Source organism: Roseovarius sp. CH_XMU1461, assembly GCF_037027165.1.
Taxonomy (GTDB): Bacteria; Pseudomonadota; Alphaproteobacteria; order Rhodobacterales; family Rhodobacteraceae; genus Roseovarius; species Roseovarius nubinhibens.
Map to the genome: position 1 here is coordinate 70,822 of NZ_JAYMDV010000003.1, position 18,745 is coordinate 89,566.

At 64.3% G+C, this 18,745-nt stretch carries 19 protein-coding genes; 9 read left to right on the top strand and 10 right to left on the bottom strand.

Annotated elements, in window-relative coordinates; all coding sequences use genetic code 11:
* Nucleotides 1–13: 13 nt before the first annotated feature.
* The 6 genes from dctP to WA237_RS09630 form a co-directional block, all read right to left on the bottom strand.
* Nucleotides 14–1,015 carry a TRAP transporter substrate-binding protein DctP gene (dctP, locus tag WA237_RS09605; protein WP_336097528.1) on the bottom strand — a complete coding sequence of 334 codons (1,002 nt, stop codon included), beginning with the start codon at nucleotides 1,013–1,015 and terminating at the stop codon, nucleotides 14–16.
* Between the two features lie 146 nt (nucleotides 1,016–1,161).
* Complete coding sequence (locus WA237_RS09610) at nucleotides 1,162–2,325, bottom strand: alpha-D-ribose 1-methylphosphonate 5-triphosphate diphosphatase (RefSeq protein ID WP_336097529.1); 1,164 nt, start codon at nucleotides 2,323–2,325, stop codon at nucleotides 1,162–1,164.
* Nucleotides 2,322–3,005 (bottom strand): alpha/beta fold hydrolase, encoded by a 684-nt coding sequence (locus WA237_RS09615; protein WP_336097530.1) that lies wholly within the window; start codon nucleotides 3,003–3,005, stop codon nucleotides 2,322–2,324. The genes WA237_RS09610 and WA237_RS09615 overlap by 4 nt, the downstream gene beginning before the upstream one ends.
* A 154-nt stretch (nucleotides 3,006–3,159) precedes the next feature.
* Nucleotides 3,160–3,726 carry a hypothetical protein gene (locus tag WA237_RS09620; protein WP_336097531.1) on the bottom strand — a complete coding sequence of 189 codons (567 nt, stop codon included), beginning with the start codon at nucleotides 3,724–3,726 and terminating at the stop codon, nucleotides 3,160–3,162.
* A 31-nt stretch (nucleotides 3,727–3,757) separates the two neighbouring features.
* Nucleotides 3,758–4,648 carry a DMT family transporter gene (locus tag WA237_RS09625; RefSeq protein WP_336097532.1) on the bottom strand — a complete coding sequence of 297 codons (891 nt, stop codon included), beginning with the start codon at nucleotides 4,646–4,648 and terminating at the stop codon, nucleotides 3,758–3,760.
* On the bottom strand, nucleotides 4,649–5,134 hold the full coding sequence (locus tag WA237_RS09630; protein ID WP_336097533.1) for a GNAT family N-acetyltransferase: 486 nt from the start codon (nucleotides 5,132–5,134) through the stop codon (nucleotides 4,649–4,651).
* A gap of 203 nt (nucleotides 5,135–5,337) precedes the next feature.
* On the opposite strand from WA237_RS09630, the gene WA237_RS09635 reads away from it, so the two are divergent.
* The 3 genes from WA237_RS09635 (at nucleotide 5,338) to WA237_RS09645 (ending at nucleotide 8,880) form a co-directional block, all read left to right on the top strand.
* Nucleotides 5,338–6,261, top strand: a complete 924-nt coding sequence (locus WA237_RS09635; protein ID WP_009814380.1) for an MBL fold metallo-hydrolase — start codon at nucleotides 5,338–5,340, stop codon at nucleotides 6,259–6,261.
* Between the two features lie 119 nt (nucleotides 6,262–6,380).
* Entirely contained in the window at nucleotides 6,381–8,339 is a 1,959-nt protein-coding gene (locus WA237_RS09640; protein ID WP_009814379.1) for a DNA topoisomerase IV subunit B, read from the top strand.
* 25 nt (nucleotides 8,340–8,364) lie between these two features.
* On the top strand, nucleotides 8,365–8,880 hold the full coding sequence (locus WA237_RS09645; RefSeq protein ID WP_336097534.1) for a hypothetical protein: 516 nt from the start codon (nucleotides 8,365–8,367) through the stop codon (nucleotides 8,878–8,880).
* A 522-nt stretch (nucleotides 8,881–9,402) separates the two neighbouring features.
* Here WA237_RS09645 and lysM read toward each other — a convergent pair.
* The gene (lysM, locus tag WA237_RS09650) at nucleotides 9,403–9,798 is read right to left on the bottom strand and encodes a peptidoglycan-binding protein LysM (RefSeq protein WP_216015022.1); all 396 of its coding nucleotides are present in this window, start codon (nucleotides 9,796–9,798) and stop codon (nucleotides 9,403–9,405) included.
* A gap of 213 nt (nucleotides 9,799–10,011) precedes the next feature.
* Here lysM and WA237_RS09655 point away from each other — a divergent pair, with 213 nt between their 5' ends.
* Entirely contained in the window at nucleotides 10,012–10,683 is a 672-nt protein-coding gene (locus WA237_RS09655) for a hypothetical protein (RefSeq protein ID WP_336097535.1), read from the top strand.
* A gap of 33 nt (nucleotides 10,684–10,716) precedes the next feature.
* On the opposite strand, the gene WA237_RS09660 is transcribed toward WA237_RS09655, so the two are convergent.
* A complete protein-coding gene (locus WA237_RS09660; protein ID WP_216015020.1) occupies nucleotides 10,717–12,360 on the bottom strand; it encodes a lysine--tRNA ligase in 1,644 nt (547 codons plus the stop codon).
* 122 nt (nucleotides 12,361–12,482) lie between these two features.
* On the opposite strand from WA237_RS09660, the gene WA237_RS09665 reads away from it, so the two are divergent.
* A complete protein-coding gene (locus WA237_RS09665; protein ID WP_040618500.1) occupies nucleotides 12,483–12,908 on the top strand; it encodes a tellurite resistance TerB family protein in 426 nt (141 codons plus the stop codon).
* A gap of 11 nt (nucleotides 12,909–12,919) precedes the next feature.
* Nucleotides 12,920–14,347 carry an FAD-binding oxidoreductase gene (locus tag WA237_RS09670; RefSeq protein ID WP_336097536.1) on the top strand — a complete coding sequence of 476 codons (1,428 nt, stop codon included), beginning with the start codon at nucleotides 12,920–12,922 and terminating at the stop codon, nucleotides 14,345–14,347.
* A gap of 69 nt (nucleotides 14,348–14,416) precedes the next feature.
* Here WA237_RS09670 and hemC read toward each other — a convergent pair whose 3' ends face one another.
* Entirely contained in the window at nucleotides 14,417–15,364 is a 948-nt protein-coding gene (gene hemC, locus WA237_RS09675) for a hydroxymethylbilane synthase (protein ID WP_336097537.1), read from the bottom strand.
* A gap of 114 nt (nucleotides 15,365–15,478) precedes the next feature.
* Here hemC and hemE point away from each other — a divergent pair, with 114 nt between their 5' ends.
* The 3 genes from hemE (at nucleotide 15,479) to WA237_RS09690 (ending at nucleotide 17,993) form a co-directional block, all read left to right on the top strand.
* The gene (gene hemE, locus WA237_RS09680; protein WP_336097538.1) at nucleotides 15,479–16,516 is read left to right on the top strand and encodes a uroporphyrinogen decarboxylase; all 1,038 of its coding nucleotides are present in this window, start codon (nucleotides 15,479–15,481) and stop codon (nucleotides 16,514–16,516) included.
* A gap of 29 nt (nucleotides 16,517–16,545) precedes the next feature.
* Complete coding sequence (locus WA237_RS09685; RefSeq protein ID WP_336097539.1) at nucleotides 16,546–17,421, top strand: TIGR01459 family HAD-type hydrolase; 876 nt, start codon at nucleotides 16,546–16,548, stop codon at nucleotides 17,419–17,421.
* A gap of 128 nt (nucleotides 17,422–17,549) precedes the next feature.
* On the top strand, nucleotides 17,550–17,993 hold the full coding sequence (locus WA237_RS09690) for a MaoC family dehydratase (protein ID WP_009814370.1): 444 nt from the start codon (nucleotides 17,550–17,552) through the stop codon (nucleotides 17,991–17,993).
* 13 nt (nucleotides 17,994–18,006) lie between these two features.
* On the opposite strand, the gene WA237_RS09695 is transcribed toward WA237_RS09690, so the two are convergent.
* Nucleotides 18,007–18,702: an SH3 domain-containing protein gene (locus tag WA237_RS09695; protein ID WP_336097540.1), complete on the bottom strand. Its 696-nt coding sequence runs from the start codon at nucleotides 18,700–18,702 to the stop codon at nucleotides 18,007–18,009.
* Nucleotides 18,703–18,745: the final 43 nt, after the last annotated feature.

Below are 18,745 nucleotides of genomic sequence, written 5' to 3' on the forward strand. Positions count from 1 at the left end.
GCGTCACGCGGGCTTATTGCGCGTCGGCGGCCTTGACGGCGTCGACCGCGGCTTTGCCGGTCTCGCCGGTTTCCTCGACAAAGCGATCCACCACGCTGGCAGTGGCCGCGACCCATTCGCCGCGCTGCTCTTCCGAGAGCTCGACCACGGTCATATGGGCCTTCATCTCTTCGATGGTCTCGGCCTCTTCCTTGTAGATCTGGTCGCGCAGCTTTTGCTCAACTTCACGCGCCGCCTCGTCGATGATCGCCTTATGCTCATCCGACAGGGCTTCGTAGAAATCATTGTTGATCACGGCCACGAATTCGATCGCGCTGTCAAAGGTCAGGGTCATGTGATCCATCACCTCATAGAGCTTGCGCGACTTGACCCCGGACGAGCCGGTCATGCCGACATCGACCGCGCCCTGCTGATAGGCCAGAAACTGTTTCGAGCCCGACATCAGCGTCGGCGCGCCGCCCAGGGCCTGCACGGTCCAGCCATGCACCTTGCCATAGGTCCGCACCTTCTTGCCCTCAAGATCGGCGGGCACGGTGATGGCCGAGCCGTTGTTGAGATAGATGTTGCGGCCATAGGCCTGCCACCAGAGCACGCGGTTGTTGGTCTCTTTGAGGATCGCCTCGTCGATGGTCTGACGCAGCGCCGAACCGGGGGCCACGGCGGCCCGGATATGCGCCTCGTTCGAGAAGATGAAGGGGATCGACACCACGTCCACCGCCGGAACCGACCCGGCAAAGCGCCCGATAAAGGCAGAGCCCGCCTCAACCGCACCGCTGCCCACGGCGCCCGGCACTTCCTTGTCCTTGAAGAGCTGCGCCGACGGGAACAACTGCACCTCGAGCGCGCCGCCCGATTTCTCGCCTATGATGCTGGCAAATTCGTTCCAGTTCTGACCGAGCGAATGGGTTTCCGGCAGCTGCAGCGTGACGCGGATGGTCTCGGCCATCGCGGAAATCGGAGCCACGGCAAGCCCGGCGGCGGTGACAGCGCCCATAATCCAATGTTTCACTTTCATTCCTCCCATGAAAATCTAATGGCTACTTCTAAGCATAGATTCTCGGGAGGTGGAATATCTGCGCTGCCCGAATAATAGGCAGTCGCGCCGGGACTTATCACCCGTGATCACCTTGCGTGATCACAGCCCGTGCTCACGCTGCAAAATCACATAGGCGCGCCCGCAATGAACCGCGCCGCCACCTCACCGCTCATATAGCTGACAGAGCCCCCGGCAATCGTCGCCCCGATGCGCCGCGTCTCGGGGTCCACCACTACCAGATCGGCCCGCAGCCCCGGCGCAATCCGCCCCCGATCCAGCAGCCCGAGCATCCGCGCCGGCCCCTCCGAGATCATCGCCCAGGCCGCGCTGAGCGAGGCCAACCCGCCGCGCTCAATCAAATGCACCGCCCGCATGAGCGACGGGTAATGATAATCCGAGGCCAGCGCGCCGACATAACCCATCGCGACCATCTCCATCGCCGAGACATTGCCCTTATGCGACCCGCCGCGCACCAGGTTCGGCGCCCCCATGATCACCGGCTCGCCCGCCTCCGCCGCCGCCTCGACCGCCGCCATCGTCTCGGGAAACTCGGCAATCGTCACGCCGCGCCGCCGCCAGATAGCCCGATCCTCCGCACTCCGATCGTCATGCGAGCCAAGCCGCAGCCCCCGCGCCCGCAGCCGCGCACAGAGCCCGTCGAGCGCCTCACCCACCTCGCCCATCGCCGCATGCATCGCCTGCATATCCGCCAGATGTTTCTCCGGATTGCGCCCGATCCGCAGCGCCTGCCCCGTCAACCGCGGCGGCCGCTTGCCCTTAGCAAGCTCCTCATGCGGCAGGTGATCGTTGAACACGAGATACTCGACCCCATGCCGCGCAACGAAATCCTCCAACGCCGGATAGTGATCGAGCATGGCAATCTCGAACCGCAGCTGATGCCGCAGATCGGTCGCCACACTGCCGCGCAGCGCCGCGATCCCGGCAAAGACACGCTCGGCGAACTCCGGCCCGCGCATCCCCCCTTCCCAGCTGTAGAACTGCGCCATGACGGCGGTGGTGATGCCATTCGCAGCAAGCTCCGCCTCCGCCACCACAAGCCCTTGGTCGACATCCTTCATCGCGCCCCGGCGCGGCGCCAGATGCCGCTCGAACCCGTCGCCATGAATATCGACGATCCCCGGCAGCACCCAAAACCCCGAAAGATCGACCTCACGCCCCGGCGCATCCGCCTCGATCACGCCGCCCGCCACTCGCAGAGGCCGCGCCGCCAGTCCCTCAGGCCACAGCACCTCCGCCCCCACCAGACGCAGATCGAGCCCAGCGCTCATTCGCTCTCGCCCCAGAACAGATCACCCAGCGCCATGTCGCGCTCAAACGCGCCCTTGCGCAAAAACGCCAGAACCTGCGCGATCACCACCGGGTTGTTCATCATGAACGTATGGGTCACCGGCAGCTCGATATGATCCGCCATCCCCGCCACCTTGGTCGAGGCGACCGAGACCTTGCCATCATCCGGCCCCTCGATGAGCGAGGAATAATAAGGGTTGAGTGACCGCGTCCCGGCAATCACCCCAAGCTCGAAATCCACATCCGGAAGCCCCTCGGGCACGCCCCCCGGCCCGGTTTCGAGCTGCGCCCCTGCCGGCCCGTTGATCCATCTGAAAAGCTCAAGACCGCCGAGCTCATCGACAATCTCCGAGCCATGGTTCGGCGGCCCGAGCATCACCACCCGACCGAGCCGCTCCGGCCGGTTGTCGCGCAGCCAATGGCGCAGCAGGATGCCGCCCATCGAATGGGTGACGAAATGCACCGGCCCCGCGCCACATTGCGCCATCGCCCCGGGCAGGGTCTGCCGCGCCAGCTTGTCGATCTCCGCACTGGTCGAACGGTAGCGCGGCGCAATCACCGCATAGCCCTGCGCCTCCAGCGCCTCCTGCAGCACAAGCATCGAATTCTCGGTGCGCGCCAGCCCATGCAAAAGCACCACACAGGCCCCCTCCTCGGCCATCGCCTGAGCGGGAAGAAAACACGACAGAAGTACAGAGATCACACGTTTCATAGCTCTGGAATACGGCTTTTGCGCCGCCCGTAAAAGCCCTGACCCCGCGTCTTTCTGGTGTCAAATACCCCAGCGCCACCTTGCGCCCGGGCGCTGACACCCATCAGTATTCCTGCGCCCGCAACTTGCGCTTTTGCGCCATGACCACCTCGCGCGGCACCCATTTATAGCGGGTGTCGTCGCGCAGCTCGTCCCAGAAAAGCTGACCGCCCAACCGCCAGGGATCGAGCACGATCCCGTCATACATATCGGCCCCCTTGGCGCTGATGATGGCGGTGGAATGCTCGATGCGGAACGGGTTGCTGGCATTGGCAATGGCGCGGTGCATCTCGAGCGTCTCGAACCGCTCGGCCTTGAGCCGCTTTTCCATATCCTGCGCCCAGTGATAGCACAGGCCGCGCGGCTTGATGCCCATATTCACCTTGGAATTATGCACCAAGGGCGGGTCGGTGATCTCATATTGAATGGCAAGCTCACGGCTGTGCTCGAACGAGATCTTTGCGGCACGATAGGCCTCCTCCGGGTCGATCTCCGGGCTCATCGCGGCAATCGCCACGGCGAGCTCCTGCACCTCATCGGGCGTGGCCGTCCCCGGCCCCGTCCCCGTGCCACAGCCCATCACCAGGCTGAGCGCCAGAAAACACAGAAGACCCCAGAATTTACGAAGCATCACAGACCCCTTACCGAATTTTTGCGCGACCTTAGCCGCCCTGTTTCCGCTTGTCGAGCGGCCCGCCCCCGCCGCGTTTCGGCGCCATCACCGACAGCGCCACACCGCCCAGAACCAGCCCCCCGGCCAGCACGAAACGCAAGGTGAGCACCTCGCCAAGCAAGACCATGCCGCCCGCCATGGCGATCACCGGCACCGAGAGCTGCGCCACCGCCGCGACCGAGGCCTCGATGCGCGGCAGCACCGAATACCACAGCGCATAGCCCATGCCCGAGGTGACCGCGCCGCTGAGCACCGCCAGCCAGGCGCCGGTGCTGTCCCAGACCGGCGGCAGGGCGCCCGTTTGGCTGAACCCGAGCCAGAGCAGCACCCCCAGCGGCGCGGTGAGCAGGAAATTCGCCGCCGTCGCATTGAGCGCATCGCGGCTCGCCCGCCCGGCCAGCGAATAAAGCCCCCAGCCGACCCCGCCCAGCGCCATCGACAGCCCATGCCAGAGGCTCACCGTCACCGCCCCATCGGGCCACAAAAGCCAGACCAGCCCTGCCATGCTGAGCGCCGCGCCGAGCCAGCGGCGCGCCGGCATGGTCTCGCCCCTGACGAGGCCGCCGGCGAACATGGTGATCTGCACCACGCCAAAGAGGATGATCGCGCCAAGCCCGGCATCGAGCCCATCGGAGGCCGCCGAGAACGCATAGAAATAAAGAAGAAGCGCCGCCACGCTGAACGCCCGTCCCGGCCCCCAGAGCCGCAGCCCGCCGCGCAGCAAAAGGCACAGGATCAAGAGCGTCAGCGCCCCCGCCACCAGCCGGATCGTGCCAAAGCTCACCGCATCCATCCCCTCGCCCACGAGCCCGGCGCGCGTCAGCACGGAATTGCCCGCAAAGGCGATCATCGTCAGGCAGATGAGCAGGACAAGGCGCATTCAGAGGCTTTCGAACTCGGGCGGATAGACGAGGGTCTCCTGTGGCACATCCGTGCCCGGCCCGGCCAATAACGTCTGCGTGACCGGATAGGGGCTGTGCAGCTTGGCCGCCCGCTCGAGGCTGAACCCGGCGCGGCCATAGAACTCGGGCTGGCCCAGCACCACCACATATTGCCCGCTGAGCCGCGCCCATTCCGCCAACATGCCGATCATCCGCCGCCCGACGCCGCGCCCCTGATGGTCGGGGTCCACCGCCACCGGCGCAAGGCAGAGCCAGCCTTTTGGCCCGCGCATCTGCGACAGGGCGTAATAACCGATGATCGCCTCGCCCTGCGGCTGCACCACCTCGCCCGCCATCCGCCCCGATTTGCGCAACTGGGCGACAAGCTGCGCCTCGGCGCCGCCGCCAAAGGCCGCGCGCAGCAGCGCCTCGACCGCCGGTTCGTCGCCGCGCCGCATCTCGCGGCTGAATTCCTGCCCGATCATCGCTCGTCCCTGTGCCCAATTTATGTGCAACTTATGCGCAACGGCAGGCCTCTGCGCCCCGCCTCCGCCGGTTTCGGCCCATCCCATCCCGCCATACGCGATCCGCGCGGCGCATTCACGCCGAATTTACCATTCTGCCATCGCCCAAGCCGCAACCTGCGTTAAGATGGGCACAGTCATTTCCCCTTCAGGAGTTTTCTGTCATGACCACATCTCTCTCCCGCCGCAGCCTCATCGCCAGCGCCGCCGCCCTGCCGCTCGCCGCAGGTCTCGGCAGCATGGCCCGCGCCACCGCGCCGATGCTCGGCGCCGGGCTCGCCCCCTATCGCCGGGTGACGCTGGGCGAGTTCGAGGTCACCACGATCCTCGCCGGTAGCCGCACCGTGCCCGACCCGCAGACGATCTTTGGCCTCAATGTCGAGCCCGCCGAGTTTGCCGAGGTCTCCGAGGCCGCCAACATCCCCACCGACGCCGCGCGGTTCTATTTCACGCCGACCGTGGTCAACACCGGCGCCCAGCTGGTGCTCTTTGACACCGGGCTCAACGCCGAAGGCACGCTCGCCGCGCTGAGCGCCGCGGGCTATGAGGCCGATCAGGTCGATCTGGTGGTCATCACCCATATGCATGGCGACCACATCGGCGGCTTGATGCGCGAGGACGGCACGCCGACCTTCCCCAACGCGAGCTATGTCACCGGCGCGCAGGAATATGACGCCTGGGCCGCGATGGGCAATGAAGGCTTTGACGCCAAGATGCGCCCGCTCGCTGAACAGACCAAGATGCTCGCCCCCGGCGAAGACGCCGCCCCCGGCATCACCGCCGAAGCGGCCTTTGGTCATACGCCCGGCCATATGAGCTATACGCTCGACAGCGGCGGCAAGAGCCTGGTGATCGGGGCCGATTTCGCCAACCATTATGTTTGGTCGCTGGCCCATCCCGACTGGGAGGTGAAATTCGACATGGACAAGGCCGAGGCCGCCAAATCGCGCCGCGCCCTGCTCGACCGGCTGGCGGCGGACCGCACGCCCTTTATCGGCTATCACATGCCCTTCCCGGCGCTCGGCTATGTCGAGACCCGCGGCGACGGCTATGCCTACGCGCCCGAAAGCTATCAGCTCAGCCTTTGATCCCCGACTGACGCCAACCACCGCCTTAGAAAAGAGGGGCACGCGAGCGCCTGCCCCTCTTCCCCCTGCCGCCCCGCTCTGCCATACTCGGGCCCAACCAAGAAAAGCAGAGCAGCCGCATGTCAGACGACCTCCTCACCCAGATGCCGGATTCCGGCGATTACGATGCCTCCTCCATCCAGGTGCTCGAGGATATGGAGCACGTCCGCCTGCGCCCCGGCATGTATATCGGCGGCAAGGACGACCGCGCCCTGCATCACATGGTGGCCGAGATCATCGACAACTCGATGGACGAGGCGGTCGCCGGCCACGCCACCTGGATCGAGGTCGAGCTGCATGAAAACGGCCATGTCTCGGTGCGCGACAATGGCCGTGGCATCCCCACCGGCCCCCACCCCAAGGACCCGAGCAAATCGGCGCTCGAGATCATCTTCTGCACGCTGAACGCAGGCGGCAAATTCTCCGGCGACAGCTACGAGACTTCGGGCGGTCTGCACGGGGTCGGCTCGTCGGTGGTCAACGCGCTGTCGGATCACCTGCGCGTCGAAGTGGCCCGCAACAAGGAACTCTTCGCGATGGAGTTCTCGCGCGGCGTCCCACAGGGCAAGCTCGAGAAGATCGGCGCCGCCCCCAACCGGCGCGGCACGGCGGTGACCTTCCACCCCGACCCCGAGATCTTTGGCTCGCTCAAGCTCAAACCGCACCGCCTGTTCAAGATGGCGCGCTCCAAGGCCTATCTCTTTTCCGGGGTCGAGATCCGCTGGAAATCCGCCATCCCCGATGGCGACACGCCGATGGAGGCCAAGTTCCACTTTCCCGGCGGTCTCTCGGACTATCTCAAAGAGGCGATGGGCGGGGCCACCACCTATGCCGAAGTGCCCTTTGCCGGCACCGTGTCGTTTGAGAAATTCAACGCGCCGGGCAAGGTCGAATGGGCGATCAACTGGACGCCCGCCCGCGACGGGTTCATCCAATCCTATTGCAACACCGTGCCCACCCCCGAGGGCGGCACCCATGAGGCCGGGTTCTGGGCCGCGATCCTCAAGGGGATCAAGGCCTATGGCGAGCTGGTCGGCAACAAGAAGGCAGGCCAGATCACCCGCGAAGATCTGGTGACCGGCGCCGGGGCGCTCGTCTCCTGCTTTATCCGCGAGCCGGAATTCGTCGGCCAGACCAAGGACCGTCTCGCCACCACCGAGGCCCAGCGCATGGTGGAAAACTCGGTGCGCGACCATTTCGACAATTGGCTCGCCTCCGACACGAAATCAGCCGGCGCGATCCTCGATTTCCTGGTGCTGCGCGCCGAAGAACGGCTGCGGCGGCGTCAGGAAAAGGAAACCCAGCGCAAGACCGCCACCAAAAAGCTGCGCCTGCCCGGCAAGCTGGTGGATTGTTCGACCAATGTGCGCGACGGGACAGAGCTCTTCATCGTCGAGGGCGACAGCGCCGGCGGCTCGGCCAAGATGGCGCGCAACCGGGTCAATCAGGCGCTCTTGCCCTTGCGCGGCAAGATCCTCAACGTGCTCGGCGCGGCCAGCTCGAAGCTTGGCACCAATGCCGAGATCAGCGATCTGACACAGGCGCTCGGCGTCGGGCTTGGCACCAAGTTCAACCTCGACGATCTGCGCTATGACAAGGTCATCATCATGACCGACGCCGATGTCGACGGGGCGCATATCGCCTCGCTCCTGATGACCTTCTTCTTTACCCAGATGCGCCCGATGATCGACGCGGGCCATCTCTACCTCGCCTGCCCGCCGCTCTACCGGCTGACCCAAGGCGCGAAACGCGTCTATTGCCTCGACGAGCCCGAGCGCGACAGCTGGCTTGAAAAAGGCCTTGGCGGCAAGGGCAAAATCGACGTCTCGCGCTTCAAGGGTCTGGGCGAGATGGATGCGAAGGACCTCAAGGAAACCACCATGGACCCCAAGACGCGGAAATTGATCCGCGTGACCATCGACGAGGACGAGCCCGGCGAGACCGGCGATCTGGTCGAGCGTCTGATGGGCAAGAAACCCGAGCTGCGCTTTCAGTATATTCAGGAAAACGCGCGATTTGTTGAGGAATTGGATGTTTGAGTGAGCTGCAACTAGGGAAGCTATATTGAACTATACCCTTGTCGAAGGAATGCTCCCGGCGCGTTTGTTAACTGGCATCGGGATTTACATGCAAACAGCCGCGCATTTAGAGCTGGCTATTTGGCAGATAGTGAACCTTGTAAATGGCATCGATGATACCTCATCCAAGGCCTTTACTGACTCTCTGGAAACCAAGCGGAAAACCGATAAACTTGTAAGAGAATTGCGCGCTTGTGCTAGCCAATGTCGTCTGGGTCTCAATCTGCGAGTTACCAATCTGGCAAACAAAATTAGTTCCGGTCTCGCTCATCGAAATCTTGCTGCGCATGGAGCATTCTTTGTTGAGGCAGGAAGCGGCTCCCTAAAGGTTTCCCATTTCATTTCTCAAGGCAGCAGGCCGAACAAAGAATGGTTCTCGACTGTCGAATCTCTATCCCTTGAAGCCATAGATGAAGCAGTCGAGGAGATAGATCTACTTCTGCGCGAAGCTGTTTCAATCCGCGAGAGCTTGAGAGGAAAAGGCCGCGCTCTTCCGACTTAGGAATCTTGAGGATGGAAATTCGCCGCGTCCCCCAGCCGAAGTAAAAGCTTGCACCCTCCCACACCACAAGGCCCGGGCCTGACCTTGGGAGGGCGCGAATGCGCCTTCCCGGGGGGAAGGTCAGGCGCGGGCCGTGCCGCTTCGCGCCACGTCCCAAGGGGCGCAGAACGCCATCGCCGCCTTCCAAAACTTCGACATCTGCGACAAACTCAAGGGAAGCGCATGAACGGGCGAAACCCAATGCGCTTTCACTGCACCCTCCCACACCACAAGGCCCGGGCCTGACCTTGGGAGGGCGCGCATGCGCCTTCGTCATGCTGAAAGCATGCCTCAGGCATGACGGGAAGGTCAGGCGCCGGGCCGTGCCGCTTCGCGCCACGTCCCAAGAGACGCAGAACGCTCACGGCATTCCTCAAAAAACGGCCCCCCAACAAAAAAAGCCCCGCGAACATCGCGGGGCCAGCCACTCACTCCTGAAACACCCGTGAGGGCCATGGGCCCAATGCGGTGCGTACCGGTCGCTTACTGCGGGATCCGCAGGCGCTGACCGGGATAGATCTTGTCCGGGTCGCTCAGCATCGGCTTGTTGGCCTCGAAAATCTCCGGATAGCGCGCGCCATTGCCAAGCGTCGCCTCGGCGATCTTCCACAGCGTGTCGCCCTTTTTCACCTCGTGGAACTTCGGATCACTGCCCCCGGCATTGTCCTCGACCGCCGCCACGCCATCGGCATTGCCCACGGCCATGATGATCTTTTCCTTGGTCTCCTGATCGACCGCCTCGCCCGAGACCTTCACCACGTCGCCCTCGACATCGATGCTCAGCCCGGCGGTGTTGAGACCCATGCCCTCAACTTCTTTCTTCAGCTCTTCTGCCTTGGGCGTCTTGTCCCCGCCCTTGAGAAAATCCCAAAACCCCATCTGTCATCCCCTTTTGTTTGAAATGGATTGCATGCGCCCATCTTGCCGATCTCCGGTCGGCGCGGAAGGGGAATTGCGGCGGCGATCTCACCCTTGCGCGGGGCTTGGCCGATGGAAAATCCGCACCGTCGCTTTACCGTCGCAATACCGACGTGCTGCCGACATCGCGTTTTGCCCCTCGTCGCGGCAAAATCCCTTTGCTAGGGTCGGCCCATGCGTGCCGTGATTTTCCTCTTCCTTCTCCTCGCCGCCTGTGGTCGCCCCCTGACACCGGCCGAGAAAAACTTTGCAAAACAGATACATGGCGACACGATCGCGGCAGACCGCGTGCGGCTCGTCCAGGGGCTGCCCGTCGATGCGGTGACATTCCGGCGGCAAAAACGCCCCCGGCTCACCTGCCGCGAACGGATCCTCCCCGAACCCGAGGACGAGATCATCACCACCACCCCCGCCGCCGTCGCCCTCTGGAACCATATTCTGCTGTCTAAACCCTATTATCTAAAGGATTATTTCGACAATTACCCAGAGGAAATGGGGCTGCTCTCGGCGATGTTTTTCGCCCATGAGATCACCCATGTCTGGCAATGGCAGAACCGCGCCCGGACCCAATACACCCCCTGGCGCGCCGGCCGCGAACATGGCGGCGGCAAGGACCCCTATCTCTTTGATATTTCATCAGATACGCGGTTTCTCGACTATTCCTACGAACAGCAGGCGAGCATCGTCGAGGAATATGTCTGCTGCGCCACGCTCGACCCAAAGGCGCCGCGCACCGAGAGGCTCAAACGACTGATCCAACAGGAAATGCCGCTGCAGGGGATCTATATTCCGAAAACCGTCTACCTGCCTTGGGACGGGGTCGAGATCAAAGGGATCTGCCGCTAAGTCACGCGGCAAATCCCATGTTCTTACAAGACCTTAGGACAGATCTCCGGCAAGACCCTTGGCAATCAGATCGCGGGTTTCCTGCACCCCGTAGAGCGCCGCAAACGACCCGAAACGCGGCCCCTGGCTCTGCCCCAACAGCACCTCGTAGAGCGCCTTGAACCAGTCACGCAGATTGTCGAACCCGTGGTTCTTGCCGACCGCGAAGACCACCGACTGCAGGAAATCGCCATCCGCGAAATCCGCCTCAGGCAGCGGCTCATCATTGCCCATCATCTTGTTTTTGCGGGCAATCTGATCAAGCGCCACCTCGGCCGAGCCAAAGGCCTCGGCCAGATCCGCCATCGCCGCACGTTCCTGATCCGTCGGCGCGCGGAAGGTCTTCTCGGGCTTCACGAAATCATTGTAATAGCGCACCGCATAGCCCGCCGCCTGATCGAGCTGCGGGTTGGCCTCGGGGCTCGCCTCCGGCGCATAGCGGCGGATATAGCCCCAGAGCGCGTCCTTCTCCTCGGCCCCGGCCACCGACGCAAGGTTGAGCAGCATCGAGAACGGCACGACCATATCGCTCGCCGGCACATCGCCCTCGTGGATATGATAGACCGGATTGGCGAGCTGCTGATCGGCGCTCTGCCCCGCATAGGCGCGCAGCTGCTGGTGATATTCGTCCATCGCCCGCGGAATCACGTCGAAAAACAGGCGCTTGGCCGTTTTCGGCTTTTGATACATGAAATAGCTGAGGCTCTCGGTCGAGGCATAGGTCAGCCATTCATCAATCGAAATCCCGTTGCCCGAGGATTTCGAAATCTTCTGGCCCTTGTCATCGAGGAAGAGCTCGTAGGTGAAATGCTCGGGCTTGCGCCCGCCGAGGATCTCGCAGATGCGGTCATAGATCGGCGTGTTGGTGGAATGGTCCTTGCCATACATCTCGAAATCAACATCGAGCGCCGCCCAGCGCGCGCCGAAATCGGGCTTCCACTGCAGTTTCACATTGCCGCCGGTCACCGGCAGGGTCCATTCCCGCCCGTCTTCGTCGTCAAAGGTGATCGTGTAATCGGTGGCGTTGACCTCTTTCATCGGCACATAGAGCACGCGACCGGTCTCGGGATGGATCGGCAAAAAGATCGAATAGGTCTGGCGACGCTCTTCGCGCAGGCTCTTGAGCATGACTTTCATCACGTCGTCATAGCGTTCGACCGCGCGTTTCAGCACCTCGTCGAACTGGCCGGATTTGTAGAATTCCGTGGCCGAATAGAACTCATATTCGAACCCGAACGTGTCGAGGAACCGGCGCAGCATGGCATTGTTGTGATGGCCAAAGCTTTCATGCGTCTCGAACGGGTCATAGACACTGGTGAGAGGGCGCTGGATGTCCTCTTTCAGGCGCTCCTGATTGGGCACATTGCCCGGCACTTTGCGCATCCCGTCGAGATCGTCGGAAAAACAGATGAGCCGCGTCGGAATGTCCGAGATCACCTCAAAGGCGCGGCGGATCATCGTGGTGCGCAGCACCTCGCCAAAGGTCCCGATATGCGGCAGCCCGCTCGGACCATAGCCGGTCTCGAAGAGCACATAGCCCTTTTCCGGCGGCGCTTTCTCATACCGTTTGAGCACGCGGCGCGCTTCTTCAAAAGGCCAGGCTTTCGATTGCATCGCGGCATCGCGCAGATCAGACATGGGAAACACTCCGGTTGGCCGCGCACCCCTTGTGCGCTTGGGCAAGGCGCTTCCTATTGCCCCTGCCCCCCAAGGTCAATAATCTGCGCACCAACAGCCCTCCGGCCCCAAAGGAATTTCTGATGACCCAACCCGCTCCGCACCCGCTCAGCGCCCAGGATTGCCTGGTCGCGGTGATGATCGCCGTCTCGGCCTCGGATGAAAACATCCGCACGGCCGAGCTCATCAAGATCGAGGTCGCGGTCAACAACCTGCCGATTTTCGCCGATTACGATCTCGACCGGATGCGGCAGACGGCCAATGTGGTGTTTGATCTCTTCGGCCAGGAGGACGGGCTTGATGCGCTCTTTGGGCTGGTGCGCGACAACCTGCCCGAGCCGCTGTTCGAGACCGCCTATGCGCTGGCCTGTGACGTGGCCGCCGCCGATGGCGCGATTGCCGAGGGCGAGCTGCGGCTCTTGGAAGAGATCCGCTATGAGCTCAATATCGACCGGCTCCATGCCGCCGCCATCGAACGCGGCGCCCGCGCCCGGCACCTGACGCTGTGAGCGCTAAGACCATGAGCGCCGACACCCTGACCCCCATCGACGCATTGAGCGCCATCGTCGGCGCGGCCCATGTGCTCACCGGTGACGCCACCGACAGCCACGCCCGCGACTGGGCGGGCGAGCATCAGGGCACGCCGCTGGCCGTGGTGCGGCCGGGCAGCACCAAAGAGGTCTCCGAGGTGCTGAAATGGGCCAATCGCACCGGCACCGCCATCGTGCCGCGCGGCGGCGGCACCGGGCTCACCGGGGCAACGGCAGCGGGCGGCGCGGTGCTTTTGTCGATGGAACGGATGCGCGCCATCCGCGAGATCCGCCCCGAGGCCCGCGTGGCCGTGGTCGAGGCGGGCGCGATCCTGTCGACGATCCATGACGCGGTGGCCGAGCACGATCTGATCTTTCCGCTTTTCTTCGGGGCGCGCGGCTCGGCCATGCTCGGCGGGGCGCTGTCGACCAATGCCGGCGGCTCGAACGTGCTGCGCTATGGCAATACGCGCGATCTCTGCCTCGGCATCGAGGCGGTGCTGCCCGACGGCCAGATCGTCAACCTGATGAGCCAGCTTCACAAGGACAATTCCGGCTATAACCTGCGCCAGCTTCTGGTCGGGGCCGAGGGCACGCTCGGCGTGATCACCGCCGCCGTGCTGCGGCTCTACCCCCGGCCCCGCGCCTATGCGACCGCCATGGTTGCCGCACGCGATGTGAGCGCAGCGCTGCGCCTGCTCAACCGGCTCAAGACCGAAAGCGGCGGCGCGGTGGAGGCGTTCGAATATATGCCCGGCAGCTATGTCGAGGCGCATATGGCCCGCTTCCCCGAGGCCCGCGCCCCCTTTGATGCGCCCCATGACGTCAACATCCTGATCGAGCTCGGCGCCACCGCGCCGCGCGATGCGATCCCGGCCGAGGATGGCACGCTGCCCATCGCCACGCTGCTCGAAACCGCGCTGGCCGACGCCTTTGAGGCGGGCGAAATCCTCGACGCGGTGGTGGCCCAGAGCGACAGCCAGCGGATGGAGATGTGGGCCCGCCGCGAAGCCTCTGCCGAGGTCTGCCTACTGCGCGACCCACTGGTGCATAATGACGTGGCAGTGCCGCTCGACCGGATGCAGGAGCTTCTGGACGAGATCGCCGCAATCATCGCCAGGCTCGACCCCGGCGCGCAGGACATTTCGGTCGCCCATCTCGGCGATGGCAATCTGCATTTCGCCGTCTGGCCCGAAAACCCCGATCCCGCCCTCCATCAAACCATCCATATGGCCGTGGAAGAGGCGGTCGTCGCGCTCGGTGGCAGCTTTTCCGCCGAACATGGCATCGGCACCGAGAAACTGCCCGAGATGCAGGCCTTCAAGGACCCCGCCGCGCTGGCGGCAATGCGCGCGATCAAACAGGCGCTCGATCCCAAGGGCATTCTCAACCCCGGCAAGCTTATCCCGGCGGGCTAAGCCCCGCCAAATGCGTCAGGAAATCTGATCGGCGGGGCGCGCAGCCCCGCCAGTTTCAGCCCCGCCAGATCAGCCCCGCCAGTCAAAGAAATCCGGGCCTGCTTGCGCCAGAAGATCGACCGCCATGGCGCGGCCAAGCTCGGCCCCATCCTCGACCGGCGCGCTGCGATCATCGCAGAGCCGCTCGCTGCCATCGGGGCGCAGGATCTCGCCGCGCAGGCGCAACATGCCGCCCTGCAACTCCGCCAGCCCCGCAATCGGCGTCTCGCAAGACCCGTCGAGCGCCGCCAGAAACGCCCGCTCCGCCGCAAGACGTTGCCCCGTCGGCCCGTGATGAATCGCCTCGAGCATCATCGCCGCGCCGCTGTCGTCGCGCCGCCGCTCGATGCCGATCGCGCCCTGCGCCACGGCAGGCAGCATTTCCTCGGGCTCGAGCGCGCGGGTGATGACCTCGGTCCGCTTGAGCCGGTTGAGCCCCGCCATCGCCAGAAACGTACAGGCCGCCACGCCCTCGTCGAGCTTGCGCAGACGGGTCTGCACATTGCCGCGAAATTCGACCACCTCGAGCTGCGGATGCGCCACCAGAACCTGCGCCCGACGGCGCAGCGACGAACTGCCCACCTTGGTGCCCGGCGCCATCTCCGACAGGTTGCGCCCGGTCGGACAGATAAAGGCGTCGCGCACATCTTCGCGCGGCAAATAGCAATCGATGATGAGCCCCTCGGGCTGCAGCACCGGCATGTCCTTCATCGAATGCACCGCAAGGTCGATATCCCCGGTGAGCAGCGCATCCTCGATCTCGCGGGTAAAGAGCCCCTTGCCACCGATCTCCTTGAGCGGCCGGTCAATGACCCGGTCGCCGGTGGTGGTGATGATCACGATCTCAAAGGCCGTCTCGGGCAGATCAAAGGCCGCGACAAGCCGGTCCCGGGTCTCATAGGCCTGCGCCAAAGCCAGGGGCGAGCCACGGGTGCCGATTTTCATAGGGTGCGACGGAGAGGGTAATTTATGTTCCATGACGCCCGGTTTAGTGATCTGCCAAGGCCGAGGCAAGCCGCCTGCCCTTGACATTATGCCGCCGGGGCGGGACCACGGCGGCACGTGCCGATCCGCACCCGCAAAGGAGATGCCATGACCCGTTCCGACAAACCCATCCTGCGTGCGCTCGCGGGCGAGACCCTGCCCACCCCGCCGATCTGGATGATGCGTCAGGCCGGGCGCTACCTGCCCGAATACCGCGCCACCCGGGCCGAGGCGGGCGATTTCCTGTCGCTGTGCTACAACAGCGATCTGGCGACCGAGGTCACGCTGCAGCCGATCCGCCGCTACGGGTTCGATGCGGCCATTCTCTTTGCCGATATTCTTCTGGTGCCGCAGGCGCTCGGCGCTGATCTGTGGTTTGTCACCGGCGAAGGCCCGCGCCTGTCGACCATCACCGATGCCCAAGGGCTCAACGCGCTGAAACCGGTGAGCGACATCCATGAGACGCTGAACCCGATCTACCAGACGCTGCGCAATCTCTCTGGCGCCCTGCCGTCCGAAACGACGCTCATCGGCTTTGCCGGGGCGCCCTGGACCGTGGCCACCTATATGATCGCCGGGCGCGGCACCCCGGACCAAGGCCCGGCCCATGCGCTCAAAGCGGAAAACCGCCCGGTGTTCGAGGCGCTGCTCGACCGGATCACCGAGGCCACGATCGAATATCTCTCGGCCCAGATCGACGCCGGGGCCGAGGTGATCAAGCTCTTTGACAGCTGGGCCGGCTCGCTCAATGACGAGGATTTCGCGGCCTACGCCCTCGCGCCTGCGCAACGCATCATCGCGGCGCTCAAGGCGCGTCACCCAGAGACGCCGATCATCGCCTTCCCGCGCGGTGCCGGCCCCCGCTACGAGGGGTTTGCCCGCGCCACCGGCGCCGATTGCGTGGCGCTCGACGATGGGGTCGATGCCGCCTGGGCCGCCGCCCATGTGCAGATCGACGGCTGTGTGCAGGGCAATCTCGCTTCGTCGCATATGGTGACGGGCGGCGAGGCGCTGGTGCAGGAAACCCGCGCCATTGTCGACGCGTTGTCACATGGGCCCCATATCTTCAATCTCGGCCATGGCATCACGCCGGACGCCGATCCCGACAATGTACAACGCATGATCGACGCGGTGCGCACCCGCTGATCCCGCCGCCGCTGCAAGGAACCTGACCCATGACCCGCATCATCACCGCCCTGTCCGAGATTTCCGCCAGCTACGACGCGCTCTTCGTCGATCTCTGGGGCTGTCTGCACAATGGCATCACGGCCTTCCCCTCGGCGGTTCAGGCGATGCAAGACTATCGCGCCTCGGGCGGTCTCGTGGTGCTGGTGACCAACTCGCCCAAGCCCCGCGCCGGGGTCGAGGCGCAGTTGTCGCAATTCGGCGTGCCGCGCGAGGCTTATGACACGATTGCCACCTCCGGCGATTCGGCCCGCGCCGCGATGTTTCGCGGCATGGTCGGCGAAAAAGTCTGGTTCATGGGCGAATGGGCGCGCGACGCCGGGTTCTTTGAGCCGCTCGAAATCATCGACAACCCGGCGGCCATCGAACGGGTCGAGCTCAAGGACGCCGAAGGCATCGTCTGCTGCGGCCCTTTCGATCCGCAGGCCGACCCCGAGGTCAACCGGCCCGAGTTCCTCTTTGCCAAGCAAAAGGGGATGAAGCTTCTCTGCGCCAACCCCGACATCGTCGTCGACCGGGGCGACACCCGCGAATGGTGCGCAGGCGCACTGGCGCGGCTCTATACCGAAATGGGCGGCGAAAGCCTCTATTTCGGCAAGCCGCACCCGCCGATCTATGATCTCGCCTATCGCCGTCTCGCAGCCCTTGGCCGTGACATCGACCGGTCGCGCATTCTCGCCATCGGCGACGGCATCCTGACCGACATCGCAGGCGCGCAGGGCGAAGATATCGATTCGCTCTTCATCTCGGGTGGGCTCGCCGCCGCCGAGACCAAGACCGCCGATCATCCCGACCCGCAGGCGCTCGAGACCTATCTCGCGACGCAAGAGGCGCATCCCACCTTTACCATCGGGCGGCTGCGCTAAGGCGCGGCCCCCGGGGAAAATAGGGCTTGATTTTCTGCACCTGCAAAGTAATAAAGTTGCCAACCCGAGGGCGACGGCATTGCAAAATTGCGCGGCGACCTTCGGAACTTTGATCAACGGAGGGTCGGATGTTGGACAATCTGCCGCGCGGAACCATCACCATCGAACAGATCGAGATGGGCATGATGCGCTACCTGCAAAAGGTGGTGACCGACGAGGATATCGAGATGTTCGCGCAGATCTCGACCGACCGGAACCCGGTGCATCTCGACGATGATTACGCGCAGGACACGATCTTTGAGGGCCGCATCGCCCATGGCATGCTCACCGCCGGGCTGATCTCGGCCGTCATCGGCGAACAGCTTCCCGGTCACGGCACGGTCTACATGGGCCAGAGCCTCAAGTTCCTCGCCCCCGTGCGCCCCGGCGACATGGTCCGCGCCGAGGTCGAGGTGATCGGCATCGACCACGCCAAGCGCCGGGTGCAGCTCGACTGCCGCTGCCTCGTCAATGGCAAGAAGGTGCTTGTCGGCGAAGCCACCGTGCTCGCGCCCTCGGGCAAGTTCGACTGATCCCGACGCCCTTCTAGGGCGCGGGTGTGTCGAGATATCTCGAATAGATCCAGCCGCTTTGCGTCTCGGCCCCCGCGCCGACGCTGATCCGGCTCCAATTGCCCCGCGTGCCAAGCCGCAGCACCGGCGCGTCGCGCGTGAGCTTGGCCAAGACCTCATGCCAGACCGCCGGCCCGCCGCGCAGATGCACCGCATCGCCGGTCACCCGCATCGCCTCGGGCAAGGGCAGCTGCGCGGGCAGCCCCTCCGCCATCGACATGGGCAAATCCGGCAGGCGCATCGCCAGCGGCTGCGGCTCAACCCTCGGCCAGAGGATCGCCCTTGCAGGCTCCTCTCCCGCCGCGCCCCCAAGATCCGGCGCGAGAACCGCCCGGCTCTGCGCCGACACCGGCGGCAGGCGCGGCACCGGGCTTGGCGGCGCATCCTCGCCCATGATCATCGACAGGCGCGGCGCAAACCCTGCCGCCACCGGCGCAGGTAAAATCCCCGCCAGCCCCGCCAGATCGAGCCCCGCCAGATCTCCCGACGCCGACGCCTCGCGCGGTACGCTGCCCAGCGGCGCGCGCTGCACCGTTTTCATATCCATTCTATCTGCCGGATTGGCCAACCCGTCGGGACCGGGCTGCATCACGATCGTATAGATCGTGAGCCCAACAAACACGATCGGCCCCATCGCAGAGCCGCGCTGCTCCAACGCCGCGCCGCTCATGGCCCCACGGCCCGCAACGGGGCCCGTCTTTGATCTCTGTCAC